This window comes from Inquilinus ginsengisoli, assembly GCF_031453975.1.
GTDB lineage: Bacteria > Pseudomonadota > Alphaproteobacteria > DSM-16000 > Inquilinaceae > Inquilinus > Inquilinus ginsengisoli_A.
Genome location: NZ_JAVDPW010000004.1, coordinates 245,860 through 258,073, shown reverse-complemented (window position 1 = coordinate 258,073; position 12,214 = coordinate 245,860). Strand labels below are relative to the sequence as shown.

General features: G+C 69.1%; 15 protein-coding genes. 11 read left to right on the top strand and 4 right to left on the bottom strand.

The features are described from left to right. Positions 1-8: 8 nt before the first annotated feature. Positions 9-395: a RidA family protein gene (locus E9232_RS12750; RefSeq protein WP_309794466.1), complete on the bottom strand. Its 387-nt coding sequence runs from the start codon at positions 393-395 to the stop codon at positions 9-11. Between the two features lie 133 nt (positions 396-528). Between E9232_RS12750 and E9232_RS12745 the strand changes: the two genes are divergently transcribed. Continuing rightward, positions 529-1,614 (top strand): LacI family DNA-binding transcriptional regulator, encoded by a 1,086-nt coding sequence (locus E9232_RS12745; RefSeq protein WP_309794464.1) that lies wholly within the window; start codon positions 529-531, stop codon positions 1,612-1,614. A gap of 24 nt (positions 1,615-1,638) precedes the next feature. On the opposite strand, the gene E9232_RS12740 is transcribed toward E9232_RS12745, so the two are convergent. The 3 genes from E9232_RS12740 to E9232_RS12730 all read right to left on the bottom strand — a co-directional run bounded on the left by E9232_RS12740 (position 1,639) and on the right by E9232_RS12730 (position 3,772). Then, positions 1,639-1,995, bottom strand: coding sequence for a cupin domain-containing protein (locus tag E9232_RS12740; RefSeq protein ID WP_309794462.1), 357 nt, complete (start codon positions 1,993-1,995; stop codon positions 1,639-1,641). Then, a complete protein-coding gene (locus E9232_RS12735; RefSeq protein ID WP_309794460.1) occupies positions 1,995-3,029 on the bottom strand; it encodes a quinone oxidoreductase family protein in 1,035 nt (344 codons plus the stop codon). The genes E9232_RS12740 and E9232_RS12735 overlap by 1 nt, the downstream gene beginning before the upstream one ends. Positions 3,030-3,133: 104 nt before the next feature. Beyond that, positions 3,134-3,772, bottom strand: a complete 639-nt coding sequence (locus E9232_RS12730; RefSeq protein ID WP_309794459.1) for a hypothetical protein — start codon at positions 3,770-3,772, stop codon at positions 3,134-3,136. A 218-nt stretch (positions 3,773-3,990) separates the two neighbouring features. Here E9232_RS12730 and E9232_RS12725 point away from each other — a divergent pair, with 218 nt between their 5' ends. The 10 genes from E9232_RS12725 to E9232_RS12680 all read left to right on the top strand — a co-directional run bounded on the left by E9232_RS12725 (position 3,991) and on the right by E9232_RS12680 (position 12,155). Then, positions 3,991-4,884 (top strand): dioxygenase family protein, encoded by an 894-nt coding sequence (locus E9232_RS12725; RefSeq protein WP_309794458.1) that lies wholly within the window; start codon positions 3,991-3,993, stop codon positions 4,882-4,884. An 8-nt stretch (positions 4,885-4,892) separates the two neighbouring features. Further along, on the top strand, positions 4,893-5,657 hold the full coding sequence (locus E9232_RS12720; RefSeq protein ID WP_309794457.1) for an SDR family NAD(P)-dependent oxidoreductase: 765 nt from the start codon (positions 4,893-4,895) through the stop codon (positions 5,655-5,657). A gap of 12 nt (positions 5,658-5,669) precedes the next feature. After that, complete coding sequence (locus E9232_RS12715; RefSeq protein ID WP_309794456.1) at positions 5,670-6,554, top strand: beta-keto acid cleavage family enzyme; 885 nt, start codon at positions 5,670-5,672, stop codon at positions 6,552-6,554. After that, positions 6,551-7,078, top strand: coding sequence for a gamma carbonic anhydrase family protein (locus E9232_RS12710; protein WP_309794454.1), 528 nt, complete (start codon positions 6,551-6,553; stop codon positions 7,076-7,078). Before E9232_RS12715 ends, E9232_RS12710 begins: the two co-directional genes overlap by 4 nt. A gap of 11 nt (positions 7,079-7,089) precedes the next feature. Then, positions 7,090-7,572 (top strand): (2Fe-2S)-binding protein, encoded by a 483-nt coding sequence (locus E9232_RS12705; RefSeq protein WP_309794452.1) that lies wholly within the window; start codon positions 7,090-7,092, stop codon positions 7,570-7,572. Continuing rightward, positions 7,562-9,664 carry a xanthine dehydrogenase family protein molybdopterin-binding subunit gene (locus E9232_RS12700; protein WP_309794451.1) on the top strand — a complete coding sequence of 701 codons (2,103 nt, stop codon included), beginning with the start codon at positions 7,562-7,564 and terminating at the stop codon, positions 9,662-9,664. Before E9232_RS12705 ends, E9232_RS12700 begins: the two co-directional genes overlap by 11 nt. Before the next feature lie 552 nt (positions 9,665-10,216). Further along, a complete protein-coding gene (locus E9232_RS12695; protein WP_309794450.1) occupies positions 10,217-10,975 on the top strand; it encodes a response regulator in 759 nt (252 codons plus the stop codon). A 355-nt stretch (positions 10,976-11,330) separates the two neighbouring features. Beyond that, positions 11,331-11,657, top strand: a complete 327-nt coding sequence (locus E9232_RS12690) for a hypothetical protein (protein WP_309794448.1) — start codon at positions 11,331-11,333, stop codon at positions 11,655-11,657. Next, on the top strand, positions 11,654-11,881 hold the full coding sequence (locus tag E9232_RS12685) for a hypothetical protein (RefSeq protein ID WP_309794446.1): 228 nt from the start codon (positions 11,654-11,656) through the stop codon (positions 11,879-11,881). Before E9232_RS12690 ends, E9232_RS12685 begins: the two co-directional genes overlap by 4 nt. A gap of 10 nt (positions 11,882-11,891) precedes the next feature. Then, a complete protein-coding gene (locus E9232_RS12680) occupies positions 11,892-12,155 on the top strand; it encodes a hypothetical protein (protein ID WP_309794445.1) in 264 nt (87 codons plus the stop codon). The last annotated feature ends 59 nt before the right edge of the window (positions 12,156-12,214 follow it).

The following is a 12,214-nucleotide window of genomic DNA, read 5'->3' as shown; positions in this document are numbered from 1 at the left end:
GTCGCGGTTCATTCGATGACCGCGATGCCCTGGATCTCGATCAGCATGGCCGGGTCGGCGAAGCCGGTGACGGTGATGGCCGCGCTGGCGGGGAAGTCGGAGCCGAAGATCTCGGTCCGGATCTCCGTCATCCGGGTGGTGTGGCGCGGGTCGGTGAGGAACACGGTCATGGTGACGATGTCCTTCAGCGTCGCCCCGGCCTCCTGCAACGTGGCCTCGATGTTGCGGAAGGTCTGGTAGGTCTGGGCCCCGAAGTCGCCGGCGAGCGACTTGCCGTCCTGGTCCTTCTGGCCGGTGTGCCCGGCGATCCAGACGATCCGCCCGCCTTCGGTGACGATGGCCGGCGAGAACGCACGCGACTGCTGCCACGTGCCGCGGACGAATGTCTTCTTCATGGGAAGCTCCCGTATGGGCCGGGCCCGGCCCGGCATGCCGAGATGATGTCCAAACAATCGATTGCAGAACAATCGATTGCGGTCAAGCCGAATTTGCAGTAGCTGACCGGAACGGAAGCTCGGTGAAACGGGAATGGCGCAGCCGCAGAAGACCACTCGACGGGCCGTGACGCTGAAGCAGGTGGCGGCGGCAGCCGGGGTGCATGCGTCGACCGTGTCGCGCGCCCTGAACCCGGCGACGCGGTCGATGGTGGCGCCGGCGGTGGTGGCGCGGGTGATGAAGGCGGCCGCCCATCTCAGCTACCGCCCCGACCCGGTGGCCGCCAGCCTGCGCACCGGGCGGTCCAAGCTGGTCGGCATCCTGGTGCCCGACATCGCCAACACGGTGTTCGCGCCGATCCTCAGCGGCGCCAGCGAGCGCCTGTCGGCCCAGGGCTATTCGGTGATCGTCGCGGATGTCGGCAATGACGGCGACCGTCAGCTGGATCTCGCCGCCGGGCTGGTGGCCCGCCGTGTCGATGGGCTGATCCTGGCCACGGTCAGCCGCGACGATCCGCTGGCGGCATTCTGTGTCGAACGGAACCTGCCGGCGGTGCTGGTCAACCGGGCCGAGACCATGGCGCGGCTGTCGGCGGTGGTGTCCGACGACAGCTTCGGCATGCAGCTGGCCGTGGATCATCTGGTGGAGCTCGGACACCGCCGCATCGGCCATCTCGCCGGCCCGGCCCAGCATTCCACCGGCTTCCTGCGCCGCCGCGGCTTCGGTCACGCCCTCGCGGCCCATGGGCTGGACCCGGCCGCGGCCCCCTGCGAGGTCGCCGCGGCCTACACGCGGGAGGAGGGGGCGGTGGCGATGCGCCGGCTACTCGACGCCCATCCCGGGATGACGGCGATCGTGGCGGCGAACGACCTGCTGGCGCTCGGCGCCTACGACGTGCTGCGCGAACGGGGGCTGGACTGCCCGCGTGACCTGTCGATCGTCGGCCACAACGACATGCCGCTGGTCGACATGGTACAGCCGCCGCTGACCACGGTCCGGATCAGCCATCGCGAGATGGGCCGGCAGGCAGCGGACCTGCTGCAGCAGGCGATCGAAGAGGAGGGCATCTCCGTCCGCAACGTGGTGCTGCCGTCCCGGCTGATCGTCCGCGGCTCCACCGCTGCGCCGCGGAAGGCGGCGCCGGCTGAAGGTGCCAAGCGACCGCGCAAGGCGCGGTGACGGCACTCGACGCCGTCCGTACGATCAGGTCGGGACCGGAACGGCGCCGGGCAGCGGCATGGCCAGCAGGATGGTGGCTGTCCGGTTGCTGTCGTTGCGCAGCGCCCGGGCCTCGCCCGGCGCGATGCGGCAGGAATCCCAAGCGTGCAGCACCACCTCCTCGCCGCCGGCGACGACCGTGACCTCGCCCTCGAGGACGAGATAAAGCTTCTCCAGCGGCGAGGCGTCGAGCGAGGTGCCGCCGCCCGGCAGCAGATGCGAGGCGCCGAGCCACAGCATCGAGGTCGGGCCGGCCTCATGGCCCTGCAGCCGCAGGCAGCGCATGTCGTCATGCGCCGGCGGATGGTAGAAGGGCGCGTCGTCGAAGCGGGTGACCTGCATCACGGGTGCCCGTTCGGGGCGAGGACGATGCGGTCCCGGGTCGATCCCAGCACCTTGGCATAGGCCTCGGCCGCCCGCTCCAGCGGGTAGATCGAGGATGGCAGCACCGGGAACGGCTTCAGCGCGCCGCTGTCGAAGCCGGGCGTCAGCTGCGCCAGGATCGACACGCTGTCCTCGGTGCTCAGGCCCAGGCTGTCGATCCCGACATAGGTGTGCTGGCCGCGGTAGAACGCCAGGATGTCGAAGGGCACGGTGCGGTCGATGGTGGCGATCAGGACCTGGCGCCCGCCCAGCGCGAGCACCTGATGTGCCGTGTCGAAATAGGGGCTGCCGACCGCGTTGAAGACGATGTCGGCGCCGTGGCCGCCAGTCGCCTCGCGGATACGGGCCGCGATCTCGGGGCCGGGTCCCGCCACGATCTCCAGCGGCCCGCTGTGATGGCCGTCGAAGCCGCCTTCGCGCCGGACGACGCCGAAGGTGCGGGCGCCCAGCATGGTGGCGATCTGGATCGCCGCCTGGCCGACCTTGCCGGTGGCGCCGAAGACCACGACGGTGTCGCCCGGCTTGGGCAGGCCGGCCCGCTCGAACCCCTTCCAGGCGGTGACGAAGGGCACGCCGATGGCGCCGGCCTCCGGCAGCGACAGCGCGCGCGGCTTGGCGCGGACGCTGGCGGCGCCGATGACCAGATGGGTGCCGTGGCTGCCGTCGGTCCGGATGCCGAGGTCGCCGCTCGACCCCCAGACCTCCAGGCCGAGCAGTCCGTCCGGTCCCTCGACCACGGTGCCGGCAAAGTCGCGGCCCGGCGTCCGCGGCCATCTGGCGTAAGGCATCTGGCCCAGCACGGCCTTGACGTCGCTCATGTTGACCGCCGCGGCCGCGACCTCGACCACCACCTCGTCCGCCGCCCGCCGCACCGGGGCGCTCTCGATCTCGAAGGACAGCGTGGTCCCATCCTCGGCCTTGCTGTGAACGCGAAGACTCCGGCCGGTCTGGGGGCTTGCCGTCGTCGATCGCGAAGGGGCGGACACGCTCATGACGCTCTCCGGGGCGCTTGGGGCGAGGGGCTCATCAATTCGTTTCTACAATCGATTGCAATTCGGCCGAAAGTCAAGATCGGTCGCCGGTTGTGGGGTGGCGCCTAGCGACGCTCCAGCACGATGCCGAGGTCCCGGGCGATGTAGATCTCCAGGAATCCGGGCAGCAGGCCGGCCTTGACCATCTGCTCGAACGGCTCGATGAAGCGCGGGTCGCGGCGCTCGGTCAGGATCACGATCCGCCACAGATTCAGCGGCGCGGCTTCGGATCCGCCGGCGGCATGGATCACATGGAACAGCGGCTGGTTGTCGCCGGCCCGGATGCGTCCTCCAGCCTCGGTCGTCATCTCGTCGCGGCCGAGGAAGACGACCTCCTGCCCGGCGTGGTCGATGAAGACATCCTCCAGCACCTGGCCGCGATCGTTACCGATCCAGGCACGCTGCTCCGACGCCCTGAAGAAGCGCTCATGGCCGTCCTTCAGCATGTGGCGGCCCCAGGACGTGCCGCCCGAGACGACATAGGGGATGTAGGTCGCGGGGTCCCAGGCCTTCTTGGTCTCCATGTCCCACACCATGGTGCGGGTGACATGGACCGGCGCACTTGTGCGGTAGCGATCCTCCAGCACGCGGTTGACGTCGACGGCGGGCAGTTCGAACCGGGTGTGGCTGGGGTCCTGCCAGGCTGTCTCGAACTCCGCCTTCGCGGCGGCGAAGGAGGCGGTGGTGTGGTCCGGGCTGCTCATGCTGTGCGCCTTGGTCCTTCGGAAGGGGCTGCTCGCAACGGGCGGGCAGGGGACAAGCTCAGAACGTGCAATCGCTTGCATAAACCGGGCCCGGCTGTCAAGCTGACGTCAATCATGACGAAAGCGGCAGGGATGTCGCACTCGGAGCCCGATGCTTTCGCGTCAAAGTTCCTTGCCGCTTGCAATCGATTGTAATAGAAGGCCGTCAGGAGGCACTCATGATCATTGCCAATCAGGAGATGGTGACGGAGGCGGTCCTGCAGGCCATGGCCGCCGCGCCGGATGCCCGGCTGCGGGAGATCATGGCCGCGCTGGTGCGCCATGCCCACGCCTTCGCCCGGGAGGTCCGCCTGACCGAGGAGGAGTTCGAGCAGGGCGTCGATTTCCTCAACCGCATCGGCCAGGCCACCAATGACAGCCACAACGAAGGCGTCCTGTTCTCCGATGCCATCGGATTCTCGACGCTGATCTGCCTGCTGAACAATGGCAATGCCGGCGCGACGGAGACGGCCTCGGCCCTGCTGGGCCCGTTCTGGCGCAAGCATTCGCCACGCACGGCCAATGGCGGCTCGATCGTCCGGTCGGCGACGCCGGGGCCGGAGCTGTTCGCGCGCTGCCGGATCACCGACCCGCAGGGCCGTCCGATCCCCGAGGTCGAGGTCGATGTCTGGCAGGCCTCGCCGGTCGGCCTGTACGAGAACCAGGACGACAGCCAGGCCGATATGAATCTGCGTGGCAAGTTCACCACCGATGCGGATGGCCGGTTCTGGTTCCGCTCGGTCCGCCCGGCCGGCTATCCCGTGCCGACGCATGGGCCGGTCGGCGACCTGCTGCGGGCGCAACACCGCCACCCCTATCGCCCGGCGCATCTGCATGTCCTGGGCTACAAGCCCGGCCACAAGACGCTGATCACCCAGGTCTTCGTCGCCGAGGATGAGCGGCTGGAGACCGATGTCGTGTTCGGCGTCACCCGGCATCTGGTGGGCGAATATGTCCGCCACGAGGGCGGAGTGCCGCCCGAACCCGGCGTCACCTCCCCCTGGTACACGCTCGCCTACGACTTCGTCATGGAGCCGGGCGAGGCGAAGCTTCCCGTTCCCCCGATCAAGTGAGCCGCAGCATGGCCTATCCCAAGGACCTCTCCGGAACGGTTGCCCTGATCGTCGGCGGCGCCGGCGCGATCGGGGCCGCCACCGGCCGGATGCTGGCCGAGGCGGGCGCCACCATCGTCGTCACCCACATGCCGGGCGCGGAGTTCGGGCGCGCCGCGGCCGAGGCGGTCGGCCGGCTGCCCGGCGGCCGCGACCATGCCGCCTATCCCGCCGATGTGGTGGACAGTGCGTCCCTGATCGCCCTGCGCGGGGAGATCGAGCGGCGCTACGGCCGGCTCGACATCCTGGTCAATGCGGCGGGCTTCACCAAGCCGGTGCCGCATGCCGATCTCGACGCGCTCGACGACGCCTTCATCGACCGCATGTTCCAGGTCAACTGGCGCGGCCAGTTCGCCGCGATCCGCAGCTTCGCGCCGCTCCTGAAGGCTTCCGGCGACGGCCTCGTGGTCTCGATCTCCTCGATCGCGTCCTTCACCGGGGTCGGGTCGAACATCGCCTATTGCGCGGCCAAGGCCGGCATCGACGTCATGACCAAGGCGCTGGCGCGGGCCCTGGCGCCGCAGGTGCGGGTGCTGGCGGTGTCGCCCGGCGTGGTCGACACCGCCTTCGTCCCCGGCCGCAGCGCCGACTTCAATGATAAGGTGGCGGCCTCCACCCCGCTCCGGCGCATCGGCGGAGTCGAGGATATCGCCGCCGCGATCACCGCCTGCGCCACCCATCTCGGCTATTCCACCGGCCATATCATCCAGGTCGATGGCGGCCGCGCGCTCTAGGAGGGCTGGCACATGCTCGACAAGGTCCTGATCACCTGCGCCATCACCGGCAACCTGACCACGCCGGAGCAGACGCCGCACCTGCCGATCACCCCGGCGCAGATCGCGCAATCGGCGCTGGAGGCGGCGAAGGCCGGCGCGGCGGTGGCGCATATCCATGTGCGCGACCCCGAGACCGGCCGGCCGTCGATGGCGATCGAGCTGTACCGCGAGGTCGTCGCCCGCATCCGCGACGGCAACCCCGACCTCATCCTCAACATCACCACCGGCCCGGGCGGGCGCTTCGTGCCCTCGGCCGACGACCCCAAGGTCTATGGGCCCGGCACGACCCTGATGGTGCCCGAACAGCGGGTCGAGCACATCGCCCTGCTGAAGCCGGAGATCTGCACCCTCGACCTCAACACCATGAATTCGGGCCGGGAGGTGGTGATCAACACGCCCGGCAATGTCCGTCGCATGGCCAAGGTGATCCGCGAGGCAGGGGTGAAGCCGGAGATCGAGCTGTTCGATTCCGGCGACATCGCGCTGCTGAACGATCTGGTGACGGACGGCACGCTCGACCCCGCGCCACTGTGCTCGATCGTCATGGGGGTGAAGTACGGCTTCCAGCCGGGGCCGGAGACCGTGCTCTACGCCCGGGGGCTGCTGCCGGCGAAGGCGACCTGGACCGCCTTCGGCATCGGCCGAACCACCTTCCCGATGGCGGTGCAGTCGCTGCTGGCCGGCGGCCATGTCCGGGTCGGGCTGGAGGATGCGGTCTACATCGCCCGCGGCGAGTTGGCGCCGTCCAATGCGGCCCTGGTCGCGAAGGTGCGGCGGCTGGTGGAGGAGCTGGGCGCCACGGTCGCAACCCCGCAGGAGGCGCGCGGGCTGCTCGGCCTCGGCGGACCGTCATGACCATCCACGGGCTGGATGACGATGATCCGCGGATCGACAGCGACGTCTGGATCGCCCCCAGCGCCGATGTCATCGGGCGTGTCCATCTGCGCCGCGGCGCCAGCATCTGGTTCGGCGCCATCCTGCGCGGCGACAATGAATGGATCAAGGTCGGGGCGGATTCCAACATCCAGGACGGCGCGGTGCTGCACACCGACATGGGGGCGCCGCTGACGCTGGCGGCGCGCTGCTCGGTCGGCCATCGCGCCATCCTGCATGGCTGCACGGTGGGGGAGGGCTCGCTGGTCGGGATGGGCGCGACCATCCTCAACCACGCGGTGATCGGCCGGAATTCCCTGGTCGGGGCGAATGCGCTGGTGACCGAGGGCAAGGCCTTTCCCGACCGCTCGCTGATCATCGGGGCCCCGGCGCGGGCCGTCGGCATACTCGACGATGCCGCCGTGGAACGCTGCCTGGCCGTCGCCGCCCGCTATGTCGCCAATGGCCGGCGCTTCGCCGCGGGCCTGCGGCCGGCGCGATCGTAGGAGCCTCCGCCGTGTCGATCCGGTTCCAGGTCAATGGCGAAGAGGTCGAGGTCGGCAGCGATGGGGCATCGACGCTGATCCTGGCATTGCGCAACGAGCTGGGATTGAAAGGCACGCGCTTCGGCTGCGGCGAGGAGAATTGCGGCGCCTGCAACGTCATGATCGACGACCGGCTGCACTATGCCTGCAGCATCTTCGTCGAGGATGTTACCGGCAAGCGGGTCGAGACCGTGGAGGGCCTGCGGGGCCCGGTCGCCGACGCGCTGCGGGCGGCCCTGGCCGAGGCGGGGGCCGGCCAATGCGGCTACTGCCTCAGCGGCATCTTCGTCACGGCGCACGACCTGCTGTCGCGGCGGCAGCGCCCGTCGATGGTCGAGGTGAAGCAGGCGCTGTCCCGCAACCTCTGCCGCTGCGGCGCGCATCTCGGTATCCTCAGGGCGGTCGCGGCCGCGATCGACACCGTCGTAGCGTCGGGAGGCTATGATGAAGCCTGAGGCCGCCAGCCCGTCGCCGGGCCCGAGCCGGCGCCTGGGCGCCTGGTTCGACCTGGCCGAGCCCGGCATTGTCACGCTCAAGACCGGCAAGGTCGAACTGGGGCAGGGGATCCTGACCGCCCTGCGCCAGATCGCGGCGGAGGAGCTGGACCTGCCGCTGGACGCGATCGCGGTCGTCTCCGGCGACACCGCGGTCTCGCCCTTCGAGGGCGGCACCGTCGGCAGCATGTCGGTACAGGTCTCGGGGCCTCTTGTCCGAGAGGCGGCGGCGGAACTGCGGCAGCGGCTGTTGCGGGCGGCGGCGATGCGGTCGCAGGTTCTGGCCGCCGAGCTGACCACAGCCGCCGGCCGGTTCTACCGGGATGGCGCCCCACTCGGCGACACCTTCTGGACCGTGGCGGGGGAGATCGACTTCGACGCCGCGATCTCCGGCGACGCGCCGGTGAAGCCGCCGGACCGGTACCGGATCGTCGGCGCCAGCCCGCGACATGCCGGGCTGCAGGATCGCCTGGGCGGCGGTGTCTACATCCACGACATCGCGCCGGCCGGCATGCTGCATGGCCGAATCCTGCGCCCGCCCCATCCGCAGGCCCGCCTCGGCGCGGTGGCCGCCGACAAGGTCGCGGCGATGGCCGGCGTGCTCCACATCCTGCGTCAAGGTGACCTGATCGGCGTCATCGCGGCCGATGAGCACACGCTGTCGGTGGCGATGGAGCGGCTGGCGCGCGCCTGCGACTGGCAACCGCCGCAGCCCAACGACCGCAGCCGGACGGTGCTGGACATCCTGGAGCAGCACGCCGGCCAGGACAGCGTGATCCGCGACGATCCGGGTGTGGCCGACGCCGCCGGCGACCGGGTCGAGGCGACCTACACCAAGCCGCTGATCGGCCATGGCTCGATCGGGCCGTCCTGCGGCATCGCCGTGGTCGATCCCGACGGCATTTCGGTGTGGAGCCATTCGCAATCGGTCTTCGCCCTACGCGACCAGATCGCCCGGGTGACCGGACTCGCCGTCGACCGGGTCCGGGTGCGGCACGCCCAGGGCGCCGGCTGCTACGGCCACAACGGCGCCGACGACGCGGCCATGGATGCGGTGCTGCTGGCCCGGGCGGCGCCGGGCCGCCCGGTCCGGGTGCAGTGGACCCGGCGGGACGAGCTGGTGTCCGAGCCGCTGGGGTCGCCGATGCGGGTGCGCATCGTCGCCAGTGTCGCCGGGGGGCGGATCACCGGCTGGGAGATGGAGACCCGGTCGGGCACCCACATGCGCCGCCCGGGCTGGAACGGAGAGATCAACCTGCTAGGCCCGGCCGCGGCCGCCGGCGGCTGGAGCTTCGAGCGGCAGAAGGACCTGCCAGCCCACAATGGCGGCACCAAGAACGCCGTCGCGCTCTACGACATGCCGCAGCGCGTCACCCACCAGTTCGTGTCCGACCTGCCGTTCCGCCTGTCGGCGCTGCGCTCGCTCGGCGCCTTCGCCAATGTCTTCGCCATCGAGGGCGTGATGGACGAGCTGGCGGACAAGGCCGGCATCGACCCGGTGGCGTTCCGCCTGGCGCATCTGTCCGACCCGCGGGCCCGCGCCGTGATCGAGCGCGCGGCGGCGCTGAGCGGCTGGTCGGACCCGTGCCCGCCGGGCTGCGGCCTGGGGCTCGGTTTCGCCCGGTTCAAGAACACCGGGTCCTACTGCGCCGTGGTCGCCCTGGTCGCGGTGGAGGAGCAGGTCGAGCTGCGCCGGATGTGGGCGGCGGTGGATGCCGGGCTGGCGATCAACCCGGAGGGCATCGTCGCCCAGGTCGAGGGCGGCATGCTGCAGGCCGCGAGCTGGGCCCTGAAGGAGGCGGTGCCGACCGAAGGCACGCTGCTGACGGCGGAGACCTGGAAGGATTATCCGATCCTGAGCTTCGCCGAGATTCCTGAGGTCGAAGTCGACGTGATCTCCCGACCCGAGGAAGACTCGACCGGGGTCGGGGAGGTCTCGCTGGGGCCGGCGGCGGGGGCGATCGGAAATGCCGTGGCCCGGGCGCTCGGTATTCGCATCCGCGACCTGCCGATGACCCGCGAACGAGTGGTCGACGCCGTCATGAACAGCTGAGACGACAGCGGCCGGCGCGCGCTCGCAACCCCTGCCACCGCATCCGATATGCCGCTCGCCACCCTGGTCTGCCAACTGTTCGTCGCCTTAGGCGAAGAAGCACTGATCCAGCGCGACGGGGACGTCGTATAGGGGATGGATCGACAATCGAGATCCCAAACCCGGACGCCGGAGAAACCATCCGGCGTCCGGCAACGAACCAAGGCCAGCACCTGACATCAGCAGTCCGGTCATTTAGACCAAAGACTGAAAGGTCCAGAGTGGGGTCTATGAATTCGATGTCATTTCTTCTCCAGCTATCGACGTGCGCTTGCGCTGGAGGTAGTATGGTAGACTTCTTAAAAGAAACGGGCTCAACAGGGAACAACGACGGGGGCAATGTGTTTGGGTGCGGACTTGTATGATGACAGTGTTTGTCTCTGACGGGAATCCTAGAGTCGCTGTGTCGCCGGGGAATGCGGGTCAAGGCTCCGCATGCCTATGGCGCAGTTGGCCGTTCGGGGTCTCCAACCTGGAGCACGGGTGACGATGAGCGTTGAAACAAGAGTGACGATGGGCGTCGATTCACGGTTCATGATGAGCGTCGAAACCACTCAGGCGGTGCGCGTCCTGGTCGTCGATGACGATCCTGCGATGCTCCACATGATCGTCAACTATCTCGACGAGCATGGGTTCCGTGGCATCCCCGCGGCCGATCCCCACGACATCAACGACCATTTCGCCCAGGGCGAACCGGGCCTGGTGATCCTGGATCTGCATCTCGGCCAGGGTGACGGGCTCGACCTGCTGCGCGACATCCGGTCGCGCTCCGACGTGCCGGTCATCATCACCACCGGCCATCGGCGGGATGAGATCGATCGCGTCGTCGGGCTCGAACTCGGGGCCGACGACTACGTGACCAAGCCCTTCGGGCTGCGCGAGCTGCTGGCGCGGATCCGGGCGGTGCTGCGCCGACATGAGGTCGGCCGCACGGTGCCGGCGCGGGATCCGGAACGGGGCCGCTACCGCTTCGGCGGGTGGCAGCTCGACCGCCGCACGCGCCGCCTGTCGGATTCCGCCGGCGCCCCGGTCACGCTGACCAAGGGCGAATACGCCCTGCTGATCGCCTTCCTCGGCGCCCCGCAGCGGCCGCTCTCGCGCGAACACCTGCTGCAGGCGACCCGGGTGCATGAGGACGTCTTCGACCGCACCATCGATGTCCAGGTGCTGCGGCTGCGGCGCAAGCTGGAGACCGACCCCAGCGCCCCGCGCGTCATCCAGACGGAGCGCGGCGTCGGCTATGTCTTCGCCCTGCCGGTCGAAGTGATCTGACGACGGCTGCCGGGCGAATCGGCAGCCGGGTTCCGGCCGGCATCTGTGTCATGCCGGCCGGATGGGCGCTGATCCTGGCTGCGACAGGATCAGCGCGGCATCTCCTCAGGGGATGGCCGTTTCCACTTTCTTGTTCATGCCCGGTCTTGGAGAAGCAGTCGTTCGACGATGTTCGGACGACTGTCAGTGCTTGCTCGCATGATTCATGTATTCGTCAGAGAGGGTCTTTGAACTCGTGCTCCAGAGACGCGGGTGCGATCGATAAAATTACGATTGTAGCCTTATTCCACGGATCCGAACTGATACGGTAACGACGGATCGCCAAGGTCTCCCCATAACCTCGTGGGAGAAATCCATGCGATCCGTGAACCGACCACCCGATGACGCCAGCGTCGTTCCCAGCGGACGGGCGCGCCCGGGTCCCAGTGGCAGCCTGCGCTTCTGGATCAACGGCCGCGCATTCGGCATCGCCATCGATTCGATCACGGCATTCCCCACCGGCTGGGTCAGCCGTGACCATGCCAATGACCAGCCCGTCGGCGTGATATCGGTCGTCACGCCCGGCGCTCCGCTCTCGCTGGACGAGATTGCGGCCTCTTCCGCAAACAAAGGCCGGCCATGCGCTCCGGAGGGGGCTACCGGCCGCAGCGCTGCCGGACCGAAGCCGAGGGTCGGGGCATGACGGCGAACCGGCGATCGTCGCCCGGCCCGGCCACGCGGCGACGTCCCTTCGCCACCGCGACGTCGCTGGTGATGCGCCATGTGATCGCCAGCTTCGCCTTCGGCGCGACCGCCATGCATCCGGAACTGTTCTATCGGGTCTACGGGCGGCCCGAGCATGACGACTTTGTCGACGACGCCCCCGGCAATTGGCGGGCCGAAAGCCACTTCGACGAAAGCATGTGAGGGGAATCAGATGGTGTCTCTGTTGAAATCCGCGCGGGCGGTCGGGCTTGCGGCCTTGATGATGCTGGCCGCGGTCATGGGGGGAACGCTGGTCAGCCACGCCCTGCCCAGCCCCGATCCGGACGACGTCCCAACCCGGCTGGGTCCCGATGCGGTGAGCAGTTTCCAGGCTGCGCCGATGGTGTCGCAGCCTGAGGAGATGTCGAGCGGCGCCGGTCACGCTTCGGCCTCGGCGGACGGATACGGCCGCGCCGCGATCGATGGCAGGCCCTGAGCCGGTTTTGCGGTGAGGGCGGACGCCGGTCCGGACAGTGTTAGAGACGATGCGGTTTG